The organism is Polynucleobacter sp. MWH-UH35A, from assembly GCF_018687075.1.
Taxonomy (GTDB): Bacteria; Pseudomonadota; Gammaproteobacteria; order Burkholderiales; family Burkholderiaceae; genus Polynucleobacter.
Genome location: NZ_CP061285.1, coordinates 256925 through 277954, shown reverse-complemented (window position 1 = coordinate 277954; position 21030 = coordinate 256925). Strand labels below are relative to the sequence as shown.

The window sequence follows — 21030 nt, the reverse complement described above, 5'->3', positions numbered from 1 at the left end:
GTAGGAAAAAGGAAAATTCATGAAGATTTCTATCGCACGTCGCGCAGCGACATTTGCCCTGATCGGCGCAACAGCATTTCTCATGGCGGCATGTTCCAGCGTCAAGCTAGATGACACTGACGGTGCTAACGGTAGCGGTGGAAGCGGTAAATTTGGCTCTCAGCCATGGAACGATCCAAGCAGCCCACTCTTTGAGAAGAGTGTTTACTTTGGTTTTGACGAGTACACCGTTCAGACTAAATATCAAAAGATGTTGTCTGCGCATGCAAGTTACTTAAAAGCCAATCCAAAGCAAAAAATCATTATTCAAGGCAATACCGATGAACGCGGAACTGCTGAGTACAACTTAGCTCTCGGTCAAAGACGCTCTGATGCTGTACGCAAATCGTTGAACTTGATGGGCGTTTCTGACGACCAAATGGAAGCAGTCAGCTTTGGCAAAGAAAAACCAAAGGCTGAGGGTGATACTGAAGCAGCTTGGGCAGAAAATCGTCGCGCTGACATTGTTTACATCACAAACTAATGATGGCGCTTTCTTACTCTGCAAAACAAACGCTCTCACGAGCGTTTTGTTTAAGTGCTGCACTCATCTGCTTGGGCGCATCCAATAGCGCTTGGGCCCTCTTCTCTGATGACGAAGCACGTAAGGCTATTCTGGATCTACGCAAGTCTCTAGCCACCACCCAGCTGGAGTTGCAGGGTCAGATCGACAAACTCAAAACTGAGAATGCTGAGCTTCGCGGCAAAGTGGAAGAGCTTCAAAAGCAAGGCGAAGACATTAACAACAGTCAAAAGACTTACTACCAAGATCTTGATACTCGCTTAGGTAATTTTGAACCACGCACAGTAACAATTGAAGGTGTTTCTGGAACAGTTCAACCTGGCGAGAAAAAAGCTTACGACGATGCATTGAAGGCATTCCAAGCCGGCAATCTAAAGAAAGCTGACGATAGCTTTGCTGCCTTCACTGCAAAGTATCCAAAAAGTCCTTACTTACCACTTGCCCTTTATTGGAGTGGTAACAGCAAGTATGCCAATAAAGAATATGCTGGAGCAATCAGTCAACTCCAAAATCTAATCAAGAGATATCCTAATCATCCACGCATTCCTACGGCAATGGTCACATTAGGAAATGCTCAATTGGAGAGTGGTAACAAAGCAGCAGCCAAGAAAACCTTTAGTGAGATCATTGCCAAGTATCCAGATACTGACGCAGCTAAAGATGCACAGCAACTCATCGCTGGCACGAAGTAAAGACTCTTCATAACAGCATGTCAAAGCTTTCAGCTGCATTTGAATCTCTGGCGCCCCGCAAGGCGGGTGCTCCAGCAGTCATCTTATTTTCAGGTGGACTAGACTCCACTACGGTTCTTGCGCTTGCTAAAGACCTCGGCTACACCCCTTATGCCCTTTCCGTAGGTTACGGTCAGCGCCACTCTTCAGAGTTAGCCGCTGCCAAACATATTGCCAAACAAATTGGGGTTGCAAGACATGAAGTAGTTAATTTAGATCTCACCCGTTTTGGCGGCTCTGCTTTAACCGATTCGTCTATCGCTGTTCCGATTACTCCTGGCAAAGATCAAGAAATTCCCGTTACTTATGTGCCAGCACGCAACACGATCTTGTTATCACTTGCATTAGGTTGGGCAGAGTCATTGGGTGGCTTAGATGTTTTCTATGGCGCTAATGCAGTAGATTACTCAGGCTACCCCGATTGCAGACCAGAGTATGTAGCCTCTTTTGAGAATATGGCCAACCTTGCTACCAAGGCCGGAGTAGAAGCAATCAACGATGCGAACCGCTTTCGGGTGCATGCACCCATCATTAATCTCACTAAGGCAGAGATCATTCAACTAGGCAACACACTAGGTGTGGATTACTCCCAAACCGTTTCTTGTTACCAGGCAAATGACCTAGGTGAAGCCTGTGGGGAATGCGAGTCTTGTCGTCTAAGACAGGCGGGCTTTAAGCAAGCTAATGTGGGCGACCCCACCCGCTATCAAAAAAAGTATTAAGGGTATTAGGCTGTGCGTAGCTCATCATCCTGCTGAATCAAACTATCAGCAGGGATTCCCAACATAGAGTGCAACCTCCAAATCATCTTTAGCGTCAGAGGACGTTTACGATTCAATATCTCATATACGCGATTTAAGCCACCAATCATCGGCTGCAAATCCTTTGGACTCAAGCCAGACTGCTCCATTCTGAATTTGATTGCTTCAATGGGCTCTGGCGGAGAAATCGCATAGTGCTTGCTCTCGTAAGCCTCTATAAGCATTAAGAGGATCTCGAATCTATCCCCATCCTTGGTCCCAGGTTTGGGCTCATGATCAAAATAGTAAGACGCTTGAGCTAGAGCATCTTTATATTCAAGCTTATTTCGAATGGGTTTTAATTCTTTCATTACTCCTCCAACTGAACTGTGCAAGCATCAATTCGATCGTATGCAGCATGGCTACCAATAAATTTCACATATACCGCACCAAAACTATAAGCAACCGCTACTACCAAACGGTAGGTATTTCCTTTGATATTAAAAACAACTCTATTACCTGCAATAAAACTCGCATTTCGATACTGATTCTTGATATCTTGCGGCTTTTTCCAACTTGCATGCGCTACTTCGTCATGCCAAGCCTTTAGTTGTTGCTCAGCATCAGGATGTATGCGCCAAAAATTTATTAGTTGTTTTTTGGCTATTATCCTCACCAAATAATTATAGTCCCAAATTGGGACTATAGCAAGTAGGGTTATATATCGTCACATCAATTAAGGCTTTGACGATTTAAAATATCAAGCAACATGAATATTTCAGACATACTTCGCATCAAAACTACATTTAGCATTACTGAACTAAGGCGTAATCCAGGAGAGACCATCAAGATTGTAGAAAATTTGCCTGCAGTTATCCTAAGTCGCAGCAAACCTAAGGCCTATCTTTTGCCAGCTAAGTCATATGAGACATTGCTTGATTTGATTGATGACGTCTCATTGATAAAGACCATCAAGACTCGTAAAAGCGGTAAAACCATAAAAGTAAAAATTTAAAGTTTATTAAGCATTCTCGCAACATAGCGCGCAATAAGATCTACTTCCAAATTTACGGCTTCACCCTGCTTTAAGTTGCCTAGCGTAGTGTTTTGCAAAGTGTGAGGAATGATATTGATATCGATGATGCAGGCGGTCGGCGTGTCTTCAGTCTGATTGACTGTGAGCGATACGCCATTTACAACAATAGAGCCTTTGTAAGCTAAGTATTGCGCTAGTTCTTTAGGCGCTTCAATACATAACAACCAAGAGCCGTAAGCATCGTTAGCCACCTGAGCGAAGTGGGCAACTTTACCAACACCATCGACGTGCCCGCTGACTAAATGTCCGCCTAAGCGATCATTTAAGCGCATGGCTTTTTCGAGGTTTACTGGACCTACCTTATCGAGACCAACCGTTTTATTCAGAGACTCCCGAGAGATATCCAAGGCAAAAGAATTATTTGTTAGCTGGGTAGCCGTCATGCAAGCACCCTGAATCGCAATACTGTCACCTAAGGCAACATCGTCCAAATAGCCCGCTGGAACTTCAACGACTAAATGTAAGCCATCACCTTTTGCTTGAGTGCTTTTAATTTGACCAACTGCAGTAATGATTCCAGTAAACATAGATGTGATTTTAGTTCCGAATAATTCTTAATGGCTCTTAATGATTCTCAGTGACTTTTTAGCAGACGCATACGAAGATCAGAACCAAAGAGGCTGTGATCAATGATGCTCCAATCCTGCCTCGTGTTTAAAGAATTCAGAGGTGAAACATTAGCCATGACAATACCCTCACCCATGAAGAATGGGGCGTAATATAGTAATAACTCATCGACGCAGCCCTCTCTGAGCAGAGATCCATTGAGCTTAAAGCCGGACTCAACATGAATCTCATTAATCTCACGCTCTTTAGCCAGGCATGAGAATAACTTTGGCAGATCCACTTTGCCAAAGGGGTTTGCCATCGCAATGACTTCAATGCCACGATCAGTAAACATCTTGGCCTTCTGCTGCATCTCAGGACTATCCAAGCCTGCGCACACAATGATCACGCCTGATTTATCAACGCCATCTAAGATCTTTGCAGTGGCTGGCGTCTCTAATTTGGAATCAACGATGATGCGCCAAGGCTGACGCTCAGTTTGCACCTCTCGCACATTCAGACTGGGATCGTCCTCTTTAACGGTACCCACACCAGTCAGAATGGCGCACGCTTGTGCACGCCAATGATGACCATCAGCCCTCGCCAGTGGTCCAGTAATCCACTGACTACGGCCATCGGGCAAAGCCGTCTTACCATCAAGACTTGCAGCAATCTTCATACGTACCCAAGGTAAGCCCCTGATCATTCTTGAGACAAATCCCGGATTTAAAGCGCGTGCTTCTATTTCCATTAATCCACAATGAACTTTGATTCCTGCTGCCTTCAATCGCTCTAAGCCTTTGCCAGAAACTAGAGGATTGGGATCTGACATCGCTACAAATACTGCTGATGGTTTAGCAGCGATCAAGGCATCAACACATGGCGGTGTTCTGCCAGTATGGCTGCATGGCTCCAAGGTCACATAGACGGTTGATCCTGCCAGATCATTTCCGAGCGCTTTAGCATCTGCTAACGCTTGAACTTCAGCATGAGCGCCACCCACTCTTTGTGTAAAACCTTTTCCAATAACCTGGCCATCTTTAACGATTACACAACCCACTCTGGGATTTGGATTCGACAAATAGAGTGCTTTTTGAGCCTCGGCTATTGCCTCGCTCATGAACTGGTGGTCAACTGCGCTGTACATGGGGTCTATTAAACCATTCAATTGCAGCGCTTTGCATCCCTCAGGGGATCACAGATGCGCCAACGACCGCCGCTACCCAAAATCATCTGGCGCTCTAGGTCGGGTACCCTGCGGTGGCCAAGAATCAAACGATTAGCCACAAACCCGCCTTAATCCGTTTTGGCAGCGCCAGCGGCGTTAAATAAAATACCCCGCCTCCCAGAATTGGGGTCAATAAACTGTTTACCACCACCCTTAAAGTAAATAGGGTCAATATTTGCCTGCGCGAACCAGGACTTATCAATACAGGCCGCCTTTACGGACTTTCCGGCACAGCCGCTTTTGACCACCCACCCCGCCTCCCATTGATCTCCCGAGCTTGGTACTAGGTGAACGGGCTGACCTAAATGCAGCGCCTGCTGACGAGTAAAGTGCGCGTGACTAATAAATCTTCTGGCAACAGTATCGATTTCTCGGGCCGCTATTTGCTCTTGCAATAAAGGCATCGTCATCATGGCGGTAATTGCAATAATTAAAACCACCGCCATTAACTCAAGCAAGCTAAATCCGTCTGTCGCCTTACTCAAATACTTGCCGCCAATTTATGCGAGTTACAACACTCGTTTTTTCATCGATAACAACACTTATCTGAATGACTGGCTTTTCTTTACTTGAAATCAACCAATAGTTTTTTCCAGTTGACTGAATAAAACAAGCATTGTCTTGAAGCTCTGCAAGAGTCGTTAAATTTTTCTCGCACTCTCGTATTGCATTTTCGGCGGAAATAAAATTTCTCTGGGCTAGCTCAATCGTTTTTATCTCGACGATCCGCAATGCATTTATCCTCTCCAAATAGACCGCTAAAGAAGAACATAGTAAGAGGAGTGATATTACCCAGGCCAGGATCACAAAAAATTCCGCGTAGAAAAAGTATGTTCAAGATCTAAATTGAGCTTAGCCCCGTCAGTCATGTGCAGCCTGATCTTGAATAACCTTTGCCCTTTATCTGATCGGCTCTGGGCGGCATTGAGCTCCTCAATATAGAGTCCACCAATGCCATTCATCAAGGTGCTGTTTTGAATTCGTCCTTGTCGATCTAGCGACTGGCATATCAGCGAGCCACCATTGACTTTTTGCCCCTTCGGAATTCCGGCTTGACGATCAACCAAGAATCCTTGCATGGCCAAATTATTTTTAGTGCGGTCTTTAGTTAATGTATTGCCGATGCAATCAAAATCTATTCCATCTGATAATTCATGGCGAACAGTTAAGGCATCTGATCCTCGAAAGCCGACACCTTCATTTATCTCAAGAAATACATTTTTGTTAACTAGATTTCCTGCTTTTTTCGTTTGAACTGTTTTGGGTTGCGTGTTAGGTTGATTATTGCGGTAGCCAGCCATACGAATAGCGCGCCCTATCAGCTCAAAGGCGCGATCCGCCTCTGAGATTAATGCTTGTGTCTTCTCATACTCAATTTGCTTCATAACTAAATCAGCGCTGGTTTTTAATAATGGATTGAGTAGTAGTGCGCATAGAGCGATTCCGACCAGACATTCGAGTAGGTTCATGAATTACGCTTTTGCTAGGCAAATGAGAATTGGCCCTAACCCGTTCTTGTGTTTCAAAGACATCCAATTCCTTTCTGAGTTGCAATCTTTTAGCATCTTGCTGGGTAAGCTTTAAAGCGAGGCGCTGATAAACCTCTACCGAAGTCACCCAAGCCCCCAAAATCAAGCTCATGGCTATCAAGACCTCCAGCAAAATGAATCCTTGGCTGTTCTTGGCCCCGATTCCCAAGATGTGGTGTTTTTTAAGAAGCATCAGGTATTTTCAAAGCTAGGATTAAGAGCTGAAACTCCCAGCCAAGGCTCTTGACGTCAGAAAGATGGGATATTGCCGTAGGACTGAACGACAAATAGGTCCTGCGCTTAAAATAGAGGGCTATGCCAAATACCCTTGCCTCCACCGAAGAAATTATTGCTGAGCTACGCACCGGCAAAATGGTGATCCTCGTTGATGAAGAAGATCGTGAGAACGAAGGCGATTTAGTCCTTGCCGCTGATCACGTCACGGCTGAGGCTGTGAATTTCATGGCAAAACATGGACGCGGGCTCATTTGCCTAACTTTGACACGCGAACGCTGCCAACAGCTCAATCTTCCCTTGATGGTTCGCGACAACGGCACATCGATGGGAACCAATTTCACGGTATCGATTGAAGCGGCGACTGGTGTGACTACCGGCATTTCTGCAGCAGATCGTGCACTCACGATTAAAACTGCAGTTGCTCCAAATGCGAAACCGAGTGATTTGGTTCAGCCTGGGCATATTTTTCCGTTGATGGCACAGCCTGGTGGCGTACTGATTCGCTCTGGCCATACTGAAGCAGGCTGTGACTTAGCAGCAATGGCAGGCTGTTCACCCACTTCCGTGATTTGCGAAATCATGAAAGATGATGGCAGCATGGCGCGTCTTCCAGACCTCCTAGAATTTGCCAAGGAGCATCAATTAAAAATTGGCAGTATTGCGGACCTCATTCAATATCGCAGTCAACATGAGAGCATTGTGGTTCGTGAAGGTGCCCGTGAATTCATCACCCCTTGGGGAAAATTCCAAGGCATGATTTATCGCGATACACCAAGTTCTTGCATTCATATTGCATTGGTGCATGGCAAACCGTCTGAGGCACAAGAAACCCTAGTGCGCGTGCATGAGCCAGTCACGGTTCTGGATTTCCTCGACTCAAATGTCAGCACCCACTCGTGGCCACTAGCTAAGGCCCTTGAGGAGCTTAGCTCCGCTCCTGCTGGCGTTGCTGTTCTTCTCAATGCCTCTGGCATTGCTGCCCCAAATGATCAAGACTGGTTAGCCCAGTTCCAAAAGCTCAATCAATCCCATGAAGAAGCCAAGAAGCCCTTGGCCAGAAAAACGGATTTCAGAAGCTATGGAATTGGCGCTCAAATACTAAAAGACATCGGCGTGGGCAAAATGCGTTTACTGGCTAATCCAAGCCCCGTTCCTAGCCTCTCTGGTTATAAGCTCGAAGTGGCAGGCTATAAGCCTTACACTCCTTGATATCAGTTGCGACCTTACAGTATTTAATAATTTTAGAAAATCGATATGACTAGCACTAAAGACTTTGTAGGCGTATTAGAAGCAGACCTGAATGGTCAGGATTTACGTATTGGCGTTGTACAAGCACGCTTTAATGAAGACCATTGTGTAGCCCTGACCAACGCCTGCATAAATGAACTCATCTCCCTAGGCGTCAATCAATCTGATATCAAGCTTGTGACTGTACCTGGAGCGCTTGAGATTCCATTTGCATTGCAAAAGCTGGTGGAAACTGGCGAGTTTGATGGCTTGGTTGCCCTGGGAGCCGTCATTCGCGGCGAGACCTACCACTTTGAACTGGTTTCTAATGAGTCTGCGGCTAGCATTACACGCATCTCTCTTGACTCTGGCTTGCCAATCGCCAATGGCGTACTCACTTGCGACACCGATGAACAAGCACTTGCTCGTGTGCAAGTCAAAGGTGCAGAATGCGCTCAAGCAGTTGTAGAGATGGCGAACCTAGCCTTGGCATTAACGCCAGATATCGATATCGAAATCAACTCGAGTGAATAAGAATAATTCGCATGTCTACGTCTAGCCAAAATCCGCTGAATCCACAAGCCGGTAAGGAAGTAAAGCCAGCGCCAAAGCGCTCGCTCACACCACGTCGCCGCGCTCGTGAGTATGCTCTTCAAGGTGTTTATCAAAGTCTAGTCATGCGTCGTGCAGGCAGCATTCCGAATGGTGCTGCCATTGCCAAGCAACTGTCCGAAGACCCAGCATTTCGTCGCTGCCAACTAGATCTCTTTCAAGGCATCTTTGATGGCGTTTTGGCACGCACCGACGAACTAGAAGCCATCATCACTCCAGCGCTAGATCGCCCGATTAATGAACTGTCGCCCGTAGAGCATGCAGCACTCCTCATTGGCGCCTACGAACTAGCAGCAGATCTCTCAGTGCCTTACAAAGTGGCAATCAATGAAGCAGTAGAGCTCGCCAAAACCTTTGGCGGTACGGATGGTCATAAATATGTCAACGGCGTACTAGACTTACTGGCCCAGAAACTGCGCACTACAGAAACACAGGCAGGCTAGATTCCAGGTCCGAAACCTCAAGCTCTAAGCCCCAATGACCAGAACCTCCATGTTAAAAGCCTGGAGGTTTTTTGCTTCTAAGCGGGATAAAATAATCTGTATTGATTACAGGGTAAAAACAGGGCAATAGATCATGCAAAAAGTAGATATCCGCAGCCAACTTCAAGATTCCAGTCTTTTTAGAGAAGAGGCTTTTATCGACGGTAAATGGATAGACTCCAAAAATACTTTTGCGGTCTCCAATCCCGCTACCGATGACATCATTGCAAACGTTGTTAATCTTGATACTCGAGATGTAGAGCAAGCCATCGCTGCCGCTAATCAGGCACTACCTGCGTGGCGCAACAAACTCCCCAAAGAACGCGCCTCTATTATGCGCAAGTGGTTTGATCTGATTATTGAAAATACGCAAGATCTCGCAAAACTGATGACGCTTGAGCAGGGCAAGCCTTTGACTGAAGCTGCTGGCGAAGTTGTTTATGGAGCTTCTTTTGTAGAGTGGTTTGCTGAAGAAGCGAAACGCGTTGAGGGCTCCATCCTAGGGACCACTTGGAGTGACAAGCGCCTGATGGTGCTAAAACAGCCGATTGGCGTGTGCGTAGCCATTACTCCATGGAACTTCCCCATTGCCATGATTACCCGCAAGATTGCACCTGCATTAGCTGCTGGTTGCACGATCGTGATTAAACCTGCGGAATTAACTCCACTATCCGCCTTGGCTCTAGCCGAACTTGCCAAACGTGCTGGTATTCCGGATGGGGTTATCAATATTGTGACTGCTGATGCAGCTCAATCCATTGTGATAGGTAAAACTTTGTGCTCTTCGCCTACAGTACGTCACCTGTCATTTACAGGATCTACAGAAGTGGGTCGTATTCTGATGGAACAGTGTGCCCCTACTGTTAAGAAACTCGCTCTTGAGTTAGGTGGGCATGCGCCATTTATCGTCTTTGAAGATGCTGATATCGACGCAGCCGTCAGCGGTGCGATGGCCTCTAAATTCAGGAACTCTGGTCAAACTTGTGTCTGCGCTAATCGCTTTTATGTTCACAAAAAGATACATGATCAGTTTGTTGAAAAGTTTGCTAAAGCACTTGCCGTTATTAAAGTCGGTAATGGTATGGACAGCGGCATCACCCAAGGTCCCCTAATTGAAAATGCTGCTCTAGAAAAAGTAAAGAAACATGTTGCCGATGCACTAAGCAAGGGCGCAACACTGGTGACTGGCGGCAAACAGTCTGCTGAAGGCAAAAACTTTTATGAGCCAACCATTCTTGCGAATGTCGGTAGCGAAATGCTCATTACCTACGAAGAGACTTTTGGTCCAATAGCCCCAATCATTCCTTTTGAGAGCGATGAAGAGGTCATCAAACTTGCAAACAATAGTCAGTTTGGTTTGGCATCCTACTTCTATAGCCGTGATATTGGCCGCGTCTGGAAAGTAGCGGAAGCTTTGGAATATGGCATGGTGGGTGTGAACACTGGACTCATCTCCAATGAGGTAGCGCCCTTTGGCGGCATCAAGCAATCTGGCCTTGGGCGTGAAGGTAGTGTTTACGGTATGGATGAATACCTGGAAATGAAATACGTCTGCGTAGGTTTATAAGAAACTCAATTGTTTCTGAGCTTAAGAGCTCTTTATTTCTTTTTATAGACCAAATCCCAAACACCGTGGCCTAGTTTGATGCCGCGGTTTTCAAACTTCGTTACTGGGCGATAAGCAGGTCTCTCTACATATCCTGCATGTTGAGCATTTAACTGTTCAAGCGTGGGTTTGAATTCATTGCAAATCTCGCCGGGTAATGCAGCGTCCTCTGCGTTGAAGGTTTCTATTTTTACCTTCTCGCTTGAAGTGTTTTGCAATACAGCCTCGGCATTCAGAACCAAGAGCATTTGCTCTGCATAGTTATGCCAATCTGTCGCCAAATGCAAATAGCCGCCAGGCTTCAATCTGGATACCAATAAGCCCACAAACTCAGCCTGGATGAGACGTCGCTTGTGATGGCGTTTCTTGTGCCAGGGATCGGCAAAGTAAATATGAATGCCGTCCAAAGAATTTGGGGCAAGCATATGTTCAAGCACCTCAACCGCGTCATGGCGAATGAGCCTTAAATTGGTGAGTTGGTTTTCACCAATGAGTTTTAGTAAGGCACCCACGCCTGGAGGGTGGACCTCGATTGCCAAGAAATCATCTTCGGTTCTCAGAGCCGCAATCTTGGCAGTCGTCTCGCCCATGCCAAATCCAATTTCTAAAATCTTTGGCTTATTTGAGCCATCAAACGCTTTAACTAAATCGAGATTAGAGGCTTGATATGGAAGTAAGAACTGAGGACCTAATTCATCAATAGCACGCTGCTGTCCAGCAGTCGTTCTACCAGCCCTGAGAACAAAAGATCGAATACGATCAAAATGTTTTGGGGCTTCATCGCCTACATTACCCACGTATTACCCCACAACCTTCTTAAAGTAGGCAATCGTCTCTTTTAGACCGCCCTCAAGATTAACCTTGGGCTCCCAGCCTAGCCTAGCTTTTGCTAATTCGATATTAGGCTGACGCTGTTTTGGATCGTCTGATGGTAATGGCTGATGAATGATCTTCGATTTGCTACCAGAGAGCCTCAGAATGGTTTCGGCCAACTGCAACATCGTGAACTCACCTGGATTACCAATATTGACTGGCCCGGTAAAGCCTTCTTCAGAGTTCATCATTTTGACCATGGCGTCAATTAAGTCATCGACATAGCAAAAGCTTCTGGTTTGTTGGCCATCACCGTAAATCGTGATGTCCTTACCTTGTAATGCTTGGACAATGAAATTACTCACTACGCGGCCATCATTGGGATGCATGCGTGGGCCGTAGGTATTAAAGATCCGCACTACTTTTATATCAAGATTATGTTGTCGGTTGTAATCGAAAAAAAGGGTTTCCGCACAGCGCTTGCCTTCATCGTAGCAGGAGCGAATCCCAATAGGATTGACTTTGCCCCAATATTCCTCTGGCTGAGGGTGTACTTCTGGATCACCATAGACTTCACTAGTTGATGCTTGCAGGATGCGGGCTCTGGTTCTCTTGGCAAGACCGAGCATATTGATTGCGCCATGTACGCTGGTTTTAGTCGTTTGCACCGGATCATGCTGATAATGCACAGGGGAGGCTGGGCAGGCTAAGTTATAAATCTGATTGGTTTCTACATAGAGTGGAAACGTCACATCGTGACGCATAAGCTCTAAGCGTGGATTAGGCAGTAAATGGGCCAAGTTCTCTTTGGTGCCCGTGAAGTAGTTATCCACTACCAAAACATCATTACCCTCCTTGAGGAGCTTCTCAGTCAGATGAGAACCAAGAAAACCTGCGCCGCCAGTGATGAGGATTTTGTTCATGTGTAGTTTCTTAGAAAATATTAATTATCAATTAATCGCATTAATCACATTAACGATTAATCTCATTTAGGAGTATTCCAACCTGCAGATCGGTAGGCATAAACAACTTCAGTCAGCACAATCGAGAGTGATGTCATAAAAAAGACTAGGCCCAGCACAAAAGTCCAGATGACATAGGTTGTTTGTAGTGAGCGGACCGCTCCTGCCTGAAAGAAGAATAACTCGAGGACAGTTAAGGAAATAAAGACGCCACTGAGCACATCAAAAAAGATGGCTGCTGTGCAAAGGCGTCCACGAATTTGGGCCTCATCAGCTTCTTTATTCATATGCTGCAAAAGCGCTTCATCTTTTACCTCACCCCGATTAATCGCTTGGCGTATGGAGCGCATGCGATCAACAGACCGCGCAAGACGACCAGAGATGGCATTAATGAGGGTGGCAACCGCTGTTAGCAAGAACACAGGTGCTAGTGCCAGTTGAATATTATTCGTAATTGCGTCTATTGATGCATCCATCATAGTTTCCAGAACTTATTAAGTGGCATAACGATTAATGGGACCAGGCTATTAAACCAGTATAGGCAGTAAATAACACGAGCAAACCAAAAGCAATGCGATACCAAGCAAATGGAATGAAATTATGGTGTGCCACATAATGAATTAACCAACGAACACAGACAAACGCTGAAATAAATGCAGCAATAAAACCCACAATGGTTGCAAGCGTAAACTCTGCAGAGAAGGCAACTGGCGCCTTCCATAGCTTCAGCAGCTCGTAAGCAGTTGCGCCACCAATGACCGGAATAGCCAAGAAGAAAGAAAACTCGGTTGCTACTGCACGCGGTAAACCAAATAACATACCGCCAATAATGGTTGCGCCCGAACGCGATGTTCCTGGAATTAAGGCTGCGCATTGTGCTATACCAACTTTTAGAGCGTCCAAAGGAGTGAGATCGTCAACCGACTGAATGTGACTAGGAATGCTCACGATTTTTTGCTGACGTCGTTCAGCCCAAAAAATAATCAGAGCACCCACAATGAATGCACTTGCTACCGGGATTGGCGAAAACAGTACTGCTTTAATATGTTTCCCAAATAAAAAGCCCAGACCCATCGCAGGAATAGAGGCAATCAATAAGTTCAATACAAATCGACGTGCAATGGCACTACCAGAAAAAGAGGTGGCAACGTTGATAAGCTTTTGGCGAAACTCCCAGCAAACCGCTAATATCGCCCCAAACTGAATAATGACCTCAAAAGCCTTACCTTGATCATTATTAAAATCGAGCAAATCCCCGACTAATATCAGATGCCCCGTGCTCGAGATCGGCAAAAACTCCGTTAATCCCTCGACTACCCCCAGAATGACTGCTTTTAGTAACAAAATTAGATCCATGGACCAAATTTTAAAGGCATATAGATGCAAATTCGGGGATTTGGCAAAATAGTGTCCAAATAAGCATTTTGAAGAAATTAGCCTTAAACTGCATGGCACATTGAAAAGTATCCGAATTACATGACCTCAACCCGCTTTAGACTTTCTAGACTTACCGCCTTTGGTTTGATCCTGAGTCAAGCGCTTGGTCTTGGAGCGTGGTCATCCACAATATTGGCGCAAAGTCCCAATGCTGCAGCAAGGCCCGCTTTACCAACCCCAATGAGTGCATCAACCCTGATTGGGCTTGAGCAACCGCCGCAGATGGTGCCACCAACAAGCAAACCAGCGGTACCCGCAGTCTCAGCACCATCCAATTTGAATGGCAATAAAAGCACTGATGTCAAAGGGCAATTAAACGATTTAATTCAACTCTATCAAGAAGCGGCTTTTAGCGATCCTGTATTAACCTCCGCTCGCTTTAATTACCAAGCCAGCAAAGAGCTCTACTGGCAAGGTTTTTCTTTATTAATGCCTCAGGCCAATGCTACCCCTGGTGGAACCCGCTATTATCAGCACGGCACTGGAACGACTCTAGTTTCAAATAGCCCTGGCAACAGTCGCGTCTTTGATCAAAAAAGTTATACCGTCACACTGACCCAGCCCGTTTTTAACGTTGGTGCATTAGAGCTTTTTAAGCAAGGTGACCTCAATACTAAATTAGCAGATATGCGCTTTTTCTTGGCGCAACAGGATTTAATCTTGCGAGTATCACAAGCCTACTTTGATGCACTAACGAGCCAAGATAATGTAGCACTCTATAAGAATAAAAAGGATTTGATTAAGCAACAGCTTGAAGCTGCTCAGGCAAAATTTGATGCTGGCTTAGCAACCATTGTGGACGTTAATACTGCCCAAGCGGCTCTTGATTTAGCAAGCTCTCAAGAAATTGCCGCTCAGGCTGATTTGATTGTGAAGCGTGGTGCCTTAGAGCAAATTGTTGGACGGCCTGTAGGAGCATTAAAGCCCCTGGTTAAAGACGCCAAAATCGAAGGTGTTCTCAAGGACCCGCGCAGCAAGAGCAAGGATTCTAAGGGCTACCCGATTGCTGAAAGCGTGAACCCACATCTTCCTCCCGGACAAACTTTAGAAGATTGGATTAACCAAGCGGAGTCGGCCAACTTTAATGTCCTAGCTGGTCAACTATCAGTCAGTCTTGCAGAGAGCACCTATCGTGGTGCCCAGGCATTGAATTACCCCACCGTGAACTTAGTTGGAACTTCTGGATACAACACTTCGAACGGCACGCCTAACAACTACACACCATCGAATACCAATGTGTACAACAATACCTTGGCCCTTCAGATGACTATTCCACTCGTTTCAGGTGGATTTAATAGTTCTGTCATTCGTCAAAATGCTGCTTTAGTAGATGCAGCTAAAGCCAACTACGACAACTATCGCCGTACAGCGGCACAAAACACTCGCACTGCCTTTACAGGATTTTATGGTGGCTTAGCTAGCGTTAAAGCTTATGAAGCAGCGGAGCGTTCAAGCACCTCAGCATTAGAGTCCAGCAAGCTAGGATTTCAAGTTGGAACTTTAATTAACATTGATGTTTTGATTGCACTAGACACACTCATCAATACTCGTTCATTACTGCAACAGGCAAGATACAACACCATCTTGAATGCCATCAGACTAAAAGCACATGCAGCTGCATTAACAGATGAAGATTTAATCGCAATTAATTCTCTATTGCGCTAAGCATTTGGTGCTTAGAACTTATGCATGTCTCTTAGCCCTAGAAGAGCAAACTCAAGGAAGCATCCATCACTTCCGACACCTGCGGCGGCGCTTGAATATCACCCACATTACGAATATTGGTAGACCAATAACCCTCAGTCTTCCATCTTGGTGAGTCGCAATAAATTTCTACTGTAGGTTTACCTAAAACGGCAGCAAGATGCGTAAGGCCCGTATCAACACCCACTGTCAGTGCGGCACCAGCGATCACTGAAAAAGCATCCTGAATCGAAAATGCTTGGGGCACCAAAGCATGAGGAATATGCGCTGCAATCTCTTTGCTCACGGCTTGCTCAGCTAAGCCCCCCCAAGGCAAGACAACTTGATAGCCACGAGCAGCCAACTCTTTACCTAAAGCTATCCAGCTTTCATTCGGCCAACGCTTGGCCTCTCTAGCAGTCGAATGAAAACACAGCACATAAGGTACTTTTAATTCCTTTAAGACTTCACCCGAATTGGCGTTCAAAGAATCCACGTAAGCCTTTGGATAAAACTGGGGTGATGTAGTGCGATCAATCAACGGCCAATCGAAAGCAGAAGACATTACCCAGCGGGAACGATCTACTGCATGGCATTGGGCTGGAACTTGTACTGATTGGTTATAAAAAGATCGTGCAATGGGTTCATACCCAGAAAACTCAGTTGCATTGGCAAGGCCCGCAATTACTGCGTTAGGCGTCTTGCTCGCTAATGAGCAAACAATTGCTGATTTGAGAAGACCTTGAGTCTCTATCACAAGGTCATAAGTAACTTTTTGCAATTCTTTTCTGAAGGCGAAAAATTGCTGCCATGTTGCCAGCTTGAATAAATTCTTTTTCCAGCGTCGCAAACCAAATGGAATGATGCGATCAATACCAACGAAGCCTTTTTGACTGAGTAAGGGCTCAAGCAAATGAACATACCCCTCTTCAACAACCCAATCAATTTGCGCATGCGGCATCTGCGCACGAAGATCCCAAACAATGGGTAAGTTGTGAAGTACATCTCCTAACGAGGAGAGTTTCACCAACAAAATCTTGGGATTAGCGGAAGATAAGTCGCTCATCAAAATTCAGAACTTAGGTGCCGCATCCCATGAAAAGCCGGCCGCATCCTTGGCATTCATATTCGGTTGAACATCGGCAGGCAATGGCCATTCGATTCCTACCGTAGGATCATTCCAAGCAAGGCAAGCCTCGCTTTGGGGATGATAGTAATCCGTCGTTTTATAGAGAAATTCGGCAGTTGGTGAGAGCACTAAAAAGCCATGAGCTAATTGCGGCGGAATCCATAATTGCTTATGGTTTTCTGCGCTCAATTCAACACCCACCCACTTGCCATAAGTAGGCGAATCTTTGCGAATATCGACAGCCACATCAAATACACTGCCTGCAACAACGCGCACTAATTTACCTTGCGTCTTCTCTAGCTGATAATGCAAACCACGCAAAGTCCACTGACGCGAGAAAGAATGGTTGTCTTGCACAAACTGAACGTCTATACCAGTAACTTTGGCAAAGTCCTCTGTATTAAATGATTCAGTAAACCATCCGCGCTCATCGCCAAATACTTTTGGCTCCACGATAAAAACATCATGTATCGCAGTAGACGTTAACTGCAATTTATCAGAGGAGCTCATTTAAAAACCTTCTTGGCAGAAAGTGAAATGGGTTGAGCTGAGCTATTGAGCTCATTCAAAATCTTGCCCAAGTATTGGCCATAACTATTTTTACTTAACTGCGCAGCAACCTTTTGCACTACCTCGGCACTAATCCAACCTTGGCGATAAGCAATCTCTTCTGGGCAGGCTACCATCAAGCCTTGACGCTTTTGCAGTGTAGCGATGAAGCCCGCAGCATCTAGCAATGAATCATGCGTCCCAGTGTCCAGCCAGGCAAAGCCACGGCCCATAATCTCGACATTGAGCTCATTCTTTTCCAAATAGACACGGTTCACATCCGTAATCTCGAGTTCGCCACGAGCACTAGGCTTGATCGAGGCAGCAATATCGCAAACCTGATTGTCATAAAAATATAAGCCCGTTACCGCATAGTTACTACGTGGTTTTAAAGGCTTCTCTTCAATCGACAATGCCTTGTAATCTTTATCGAACTCCACCACGCCATAACGTTCTGGATCATTCACGTGATACGCAAATACAGATGCACCTGAAGTGCGATTATTTGCACTATTAAGCTGATCTACTAATTCATGACCATAGAAAATATTGTCGCCAAGAACTAGGGCGCTGGGATGATTGCCAACAAAGTTTTTTCCTAATGTAAATGCTTGCGCCAGACCATCTGGCGAAGGCTGCACACAGTACTCAATATTAAGACCCCACTGGGAGCCGTCACCCAAGAGTTCCGAGAAACGCGGTGTATCGTGTGGCGTGGAAATTAAAAGAATATCGCGGATGCCAGCAAGCATTAAGGTGCTTAAGGGGTAATACACCATTGGCTTATCGTAAACCGGCATTAGCTGCTTTGACACTGCTTGAGTCACAGGATAAAGACGGGTGCCAGACCCACCAGCCAAGATAATGCCTTTGCGATTTACAGCCATTAATAACCCCTATTTCAGCATCACTGGCAAACCTGAGGTATTAAATCAAACCTTTCGAGGCTAACCTGGATATGTATTCTTGAACCATGCCCTCCCAAGCTGGGAAACTTGGCATATTTTGAGGATCATTATAAGAGTTTGAAGCTTCAGAGGCCTGATTTTGCAGGGCGGAGCGCAGTTTAAAGCTATCCATACGGGAGTTCATGGGCCTAGGCGCCGGTAGAGGGTATTCAACAGCGAGAATGGGTTGAATAGCATCGGGTTTGATCCTTAGCTCGATACCTGCATTCAATGCAGCCTGAACTGCAAAAGAGGCCAATCCATACCAAGTAGCCTCACCCGCCGGCACGGCATGATAAATGCCTGATGGAAACTGCTTTAATTTCCACGCTGAATCCAGAACTAAATCCAAGGTAACCTGCGCAAGCCACTCCGCACTAGTCGGAACTCCATACTGATCATGGATGACTTTTAATGCTTCACGTTCTTTTGCCAAGCGCAGAATCGTACATATGAAATTACCGCCATCCCCATAAACCCAACTGGTTCTGAAAATGGCAAATTGACCCTTTGATGAATTTGCAAATGTCTTCTCAATTGCCTCCTCACCAGCAGCCTTGCTTTTGCCGTACATGCTTAGTGGATTGCGAATGTCATCTTCAACATAAAAACCTTCTTTGCCGCCATCAAACACATAATCCGTCGAGTAATGAAGAAAAGTAGCATTACTAGCTACAGCATATTGAGCCATAAGCTCTGGCGCCCTGGCATTTACCGCATAAGCTAAATCAATTTCAGTTTCCGCTTTATCGACTGCTGTATAAGCAGAAGCATTGATGATGAGGTCGGCCTTAGCTGCATTCAGTTGCTCAAGTACTTCCCCCTCTTTGCTGAGGTCACACTCGGCTCTACCAAGGTAAGTTACACGCAGATTTGCAGAGGCTGGAAGTTGTTCAAATAAAGCTTTGAATGCTTTACCTAGTTGACCATCTTTTCCGAAAACTAAAATATTCACGCAGTTATTTAATCTCAGTATTGACTATCAGTTGTACTGTTTTTGCAGCCAGTCACGATAGGAGCCGCTCACCACACCGTCAATCCAAACTGGGTTATCCAGATACCACTGAACTGTTTTACGAATGCCGGTATCAAAGGTCTCAGCAGGCTTCCAGCCTAACTTGCGCTCTACCTTGCTGGCATCAATTGCATAACGGCGATCATGGCCTGGACGATCTTTTACATAGGTGATTTGCTCCACATATGACTTGCCGTCTGCACGAGGTTTAAGCTCATCCAAAATACTGCAAATGGTTTTCACCACATCGATGTTGGCCTTTTCGTTCCAACCGCCGATGTTGTAAGTCTCGCCCAATTTGCCCTTCGCCAACACCTCACGAATAGCGGAGCAGTGATCGCCAACATAGAGCCAATCACGAATCTGTTGGCCATCACCATAAATAGGTAATGGCTTGCTGTTGAGCGCATTCAATATCACTAGCGGAATTAATTTCTCCGGGAAGTGATAAGGGCCATAGTTATTTGAGCAATTGGTTGTTACCACTGGGAACCCATAAGTATGAAACCAGGCGCGGACTAAGTGGTCTGATGCAGCTTTTGATGCCGAGTAAGGACTATTGGGCTCATATGAATTGGTTTCTGTAAAAGCAGGATCTGTTAAAGATAGGGAGCCATATACTTCATCCGTAGATACATGATGAAAACGGAACTTTTCTTTAACCTCTCCTTCAAGAGCATTCCAATACTCACGAGCACACTCTAATAAATTAAACGTACCCACGATATTTGTTTGCACAAAATCTGCAGGCCCATGAATAGAGCGATCGACATGACTCTCGGCAGCGAAATTCACGATCGCACGTGGTTTGTACTCAACCAATAATCTGGCGACCAGCTCTTTATCGCCAATATCACCATGCACAAATACATGGCGAGGGTCATTCTTTAGTGAATCCAGTGTTTCCAGGTTGCCAGCATAAGTTAACTTATCTAAATTAACGATACCTTCATTACCCGGCACTTTCAACCAGTCCAGAACGAAATTACCACCAATAAAGCCAGCGCCACCGGTTACGAGAATCATATAATTTCTGCCTATTTATATTCATCATTTAGCTGCTTGGATTATGATGAATACTGCCCAAAAAAATCACTTTTCTGATTATAAAGACTCTGAAATCTCGTTAATGACTATTACATTTGAAACCAAGGTTTGGGAGAATGATTGGGAAATCATGCTTAAAACCGATCGAATTAGAAAAATGATAGAAAGATGCCACCATTCTTTCGAGGAGAAAATTCTTTATATCAATAATGTGAGTGATTTAGATGTAGTGAAACGCGCTGCAGACCGCTTAGTATCCGAGCAAATCATCTCCAAATATATAGTAGTGTCTGAGTATGCAGAAACAGCTTTGGAATTTTTCTCCTTAAGCAAGGAGAAAATGGGTAAAGGGTATTACTACTCTATTGCAGAACTTGTCTCTATTTACCTTACAAATACAAAGCATCTTTTGCATTTTTCTAGTGACTCCATCATCGCACCGCGAACTCGCAAAGATTGGCTTACAGTTGGCATAAATACTCTAGACTCAAATCCTCAAGTTAAAGTTTTTAATCTGATCTGGAATAAAAAATACAAAGAAGCGGCAAGAGAGTCTGAATTTGAAGATCAAGATAATTTTTACGGAAATGGATTCTCCGATCAAATGTATCTAGTTCGTGCATCCGACTTCAAAGACGCTATTTATGAATACGACCACCCTGATGCCGCTCGTTATCCTGCGTATGGCGGAGAGCTTTTTGAAAAAAGGGTCTACTCCTGGTTAAGACACCATAATTACCTCAGAGCAACTTATAAGCATGGCAGTTATTTGCACCAAAACTTCAGCAATACCCCATGGAAGAAAAAAGTGTCCATACTTCTCAATTGCTCAACCTTATTTAAACAATAAAA

Annotated in this window: 27 protein-coding genes; 10 read left to right on the top strand and 17 right to left on the bottom strand. The window is 45.2% G+C overall.

Translation table 11 applies throughout. The features are described from left to right. Positions 1-19: 19 nt before the first annotated feature. From pal to queC, 3 genes are read left to right on the top strand one after another with little or no spacing between them, the layout of a single operon-like run. The gene (gene pal, locus ICV36_RS01495; protein WP_215400792.1) at positions 20-523 is read left to right on the top strand and encodes a peptidoglycan-associated lipoprotein Pal; all 504 of its coding nucleotides are present in this window, start codon (positions 20-22) and stop codon (positions 521-523) included. Next, the gene (gene ybgF, locus ICV36_RS01490) at positions 523-1254 is read left to right on the top strand and encodes a tol-pal system protein YbgF (RefSeq protein WP_215400791.1); all 732 of its coding nucleotides are present in this window, start codon (positions 523-525) and stop codon (positions 1252-1254) included. The genes pal and ybgF overlap by 1 nt, the downstream gene beginning before the upstream one ends. Positions 1255-1271: 17 nt before the next feature. Continuing rightward, positions 1272-2015 (top strand): 7-cyano-7-deazaguanine synthase QueC, encoded by a 744-nt coding sequence (gene queC, locus ICV36_RS01485; RefSeq protein ID WP_215400790.1) that lies wholly within the window; start codon positions 1272-1274, stop codon positions 2013-2015. A 5-nt stretch (positions 2016-2020) separates the two neighbouring features. Here queC and ICV36_RS01480 read toward each other — a convergent pair whose 3' ends face one another. Both ICV36_RS01480 and ICV36_RS01475 read right to left on the bottom strand, forming a co-directional pair. Beyond that, positions 2021-2404, bottom strand: a complete 384-nt coding sequence (locus tag ICV36_RS01480; RefSeq protein WP_215400789.1) for a type II toxin-antitoxin system HigA family antitoxin — start codon at positions 2402-2404, stop codon at positions 2021-2023. Continuing rightward, complete coding sequence (locus ICV36_RS01475; RefSeq protein ID WP_215400788.1) at positions 2404-2709, bottom strand: type II toxin-antitoxin system HigB family toxin; 306 nt, start codon at positions 2707-2709, stop codon at positions 2404-2406. Before ICV36_RS01475 ends, ICV36_RS01480 begins: the two co-directional genes overlap by 1 nt. A 93-nt stretch (positions 2710-2802) precedes the next feature. Here ICV36_RS01475 and ICV36_RS01470 point away from each other — a divergent pair, with 93 nt between their 5' ends. Then, positions 2803-3048, top strand: a complete 246-nt coding sequence (locus ICV36_RS01470) for a type II toxin-antitoxin system Phd/YefM family antitoxin (protein ID WP_215400787.1) — start codon at positions 2803-2805, stop codon at positions 3046-3048. Here ICV36_RS01470 and ICV36_RS01465 read toward each other — a convergent pair. The 6 genes from ICV36_RS01465 to ICV36_RS01445 form a co-directional block, all read right to left on the bottom strand. Then, positions 3045-3656 carry a riboflavin synthase gene (locus ICV36_RS01465; RefSeq protein ID WP_215400786.1) on the bottom strand — a complete coding sequence of 204 codons (612 nt, stop codon included), beginning with the start codon at positions 3654-3656 and terminating at the stop codon, positions 3045-3047. The genes ICV36_RS01470 and ICV36_RS01465 overlap by 4 nt on opposite strands. Before the next feature lie 47 nt (positions 3657-3703). After that, complete coding sequence (ribD, locus tag ICV36_RS01460) at positions 3704-4822, bottom strand: bifunctional diaminohydroxyphosphoribosylaminopyrimidine deaminase/5-amino-6-(5-phosphoribosylamino)uracil reductase RibD (protein ID WP_215400785.1); 1119 nt, start codon at positions 4820-4822, stop codon at positions 3704-3706. A 17-nt stretch (positions 4823-4839) separates the two neighbouring features. Beyond that, the gene (locus ICV36_RS10275) at positions 4840-4962 is read right to left on the bottom strand and encodes a hypothetical protein (protein WP_256438084.1); all 123 of its coding nucleotides are present in this window, start codon (positions 4960-4962) and stop codon (positions 4840-4842) included. A gap of 9 nt (positions 4963-4971) precedes the next feature. Beyond that, on the bottom strand, positions 4972-5388 hold the full coding sequence (locus tag ICV36_RS01455) for a GspH/FimT family pseudopilin (protein WP_251375042.1): 417 nt from the start codon (positions 5386-5388) through the stop codon (positions 4972-4974). Beyond that, entirely contained in the window at positions 5381-5635 is a 255-nt protein-coding gene (locus ICV36_RS01450; protein ID WP_251375041.1) for a hypothetical protein, read from the bottom strand. Before ICV36_RS01450 ends, ICV36_RS01455 begins: the two co-directional genes overlap by 8 nt. 71 nt (positions 5636-5706) lie before the next feature. Continuing rightward, positions 5707-6372 (bottom strand): hypothetical protein, encoded by a 666-nt coding sequence (locus ICV36_RS01445; protein ID WP_215400783.1) that lies wholly within the window; start codon positions 6370-6372, stop codon positions 5707-5709. Positions 6373-6747: 375 nt separating this feature from the next. On the opposite strand from ICV36_RS01445, the gene ribBA reads away from it, so the two are divergent. The 4 genes from ribBA (at position 6748) to ICV36_RS01425 (ending at position 10557) form a co-directional block, all read left to right on the top strand. Next, positions 6748-7878, top strand: a complete 1131-nt coding sequence (gene ribBA / locus ICV36_RS01440) for a bifunctional 3,4-dihydroxy-2-butanone-4-phosphate synthase/GTP cyclohydrolase II (protein WP_215400782.1) — start codon at positions 6748-6750, stop codon at positions 7876-7878. Positions 7879-7923: 45 nt separating this feature from the next. Then, positions 7924-8430 (top strand): 6,7-dimethyl-8-ribityllumazine synthase, encoded by a 507-nt coding sequence (gene ribH / locus ICV36_RS01435; protein ID WP_215400781.1) that lies wholly within the window; start codon positions 7924-7926, stop codon positions 8428-8430. Between the two features lie 11 nt (positions 8431-8441). Next, a complete protein-coding gene (gene nusB / locus ICV36_RS01430) occupies positions 8442-8951 on the top strand; it encodes a transcription antitermination factor NusB (RefSeq protein WP_215400780.1) in 510 nt (169 codons plus the stop codon). A 133-nt stretch (positions 8952-9084) separates the two neighbouring features. Continuing rightward, positions 9085-10557 (top strand): NAD-dependent succinate-semialdehyde dehydrogenase, encoded by a 1473-nt coding sequence (locus ICV36_RS01425; RefSeq protein WP_215400779.1) that lies wholly within the window; start codon positions 9085-9087, stop codon positions 10555-10557. Positions 10558-10589: 32 nt separating this feature from the next. Here the strand turns inward: ICV36_RS01425 and trmB are convergent, their stop codons facing one another. From trmB to ICV36_RS01405, 4 genes are all read right to left on the bottom strand, one after another. Continuing rightward, the gene (gene trmB, locus ICV36_RS01420; protein WP_215400778.1) at positions 10590-11393 is read right to left on the bottom strand and encodes a tRNA (guanosine(46)-N7)-methyltransferase TrmB; all 804 of its coding nucleotides are present in this window, start codon (positions 11391-11393) and stop codon (positions 10590-10592) included. Between the two features lie 3 nt (positions 11394-11396). Next, the gene (locus tag ICV36_RS01415; RefSeq protein WP_215400777.1) at positions 11397-12332 is read right to left on the bottom strand and encodes a UDP-glucuronic acid decarboxylase family protein; all 936 of its coding nucleotides are present in this window, start codon (positions 12330-12332) and stop codon (positions 11397-11399) included. Positions 12333-12394: 62 nt separating this feature from the next. Beyond that, on the bottom strand, positions 12395-12850 hold the full coding sequence (locus tag ICV36_RS01410) for a DUF2721 domain-containing protein (protein WP_251375040.1): 456 nt from the start codon (positions 12848-12850) through the stop codon (positions 12395-12397). A gap of 31 nt (positions 12851-12881) precedes the next feature. Beyond that, a complete protein-coding gene (locus ICV36_RS01405; RefSeq protein WP_215400776.1) occupies positions 12882-13727 on the bottom strand; it encodes an undecaprenyl-diphosphate phosphatase in 846 nt (281 codons plus the stop codon). A 120-nt stretch (positions 13728-13847) separates the two neighbouring features. Between ICV36_RS01405 and ICV36_RS01400 the strand changes: the two genes are divergently transcribed. Continuing rightward, complete coding sequence (locus tag ICV36_RS01400) at positions 13848-15473, top strand: TolC family protein (protein ID WP_215400775.1); 1626 nt, start codon at positions 13848-13850, stop codon at positions 15471-15473. 37 nt (positions 15474-15510) lie between these two features. Here ICV36_RS01400 and waaC read toward each other — a convergent pair whose 3' ends face one another. The 5 genes from waaC to rfbB are packed head-to-tail and all read right to left on the bottom strand — an operon-like array spanning position 15511 to position 20157. Then, a complete protein-coding gene (waaC, locus tag ICV36_RS01395; RefSeq protein ID WP_215400774.1) occupies positions 15511-16557 on the bottom strand; it encodes a lipopolysaccharide heptosyltransferase I in 1047 nt (348 codons plus the stop codon). Positions 16558-16563: 6 nt separating this feature from the next. Continuing rightward, positions 16564-17130: a dTDP-4-dehydrorhamnose 3,5-epimerase gene (gene rfbC / locus ICV36_RS01390; RefSeq protein ID WP_215400773.1), complete on the bottom strand. Its 567-nt coding sequence runs from the start codon at positions 17128-17130 to the stop codon at positions 16564-16566. Next, a complete protein-coding gene (rfbA, locus tag ICV36_RS01385; RefSeq protein WP_215400772.1) occupies positions 17127-18056 on the bottom strand; it encodes a glucose-1-phosphate thymidylyltransferase RfbA in 930 nt (309 codons plus the stop codon). Before rfbA ends, rfbC begins: the two co-directional genes overlap by 4 nt. Positions 18057-18096: 40 nt before the next feature. After that, positions 18097-19071, bottom strand: coding sequence for a dTDP-4-dehydrorhamnose reductase (rfbD, locus tag ICV36_RS01380; protein WP_215400771.1), 975 nt, complete (start codon positions 19069-19071; stop codon positions 18097-18099). A gap of 27 nt (positions 19072-19098) precedes the next feature. Continuing rightward, entirely contained in the window at positions 19099-20157 is a 1059-nt protein-coding gene (rfbB, locus tag ICV36_RS01375; protein ID WP_215400770.1) for a dTDP-glucose 4,6-dehydratase, read from the bottom strand. A gap of 43 nt (positions 20158-20200) precedes the next feature. On the opposite strand from rfbB, the gene ICV36_RS01370 reads away from it, so the two are divergent. Beyond that, positions 20201-21028 (top strand): hypothetical protein, encoded by an 828-nt coding sequence (locus ICV36_RS01370; protein WP_215400769.1) that lies wholly within the window; start codon positions 20201-20203, stop codon positions 21026-21028. Positions 21029-21030 lie beyond the last annotated feature (2 nt).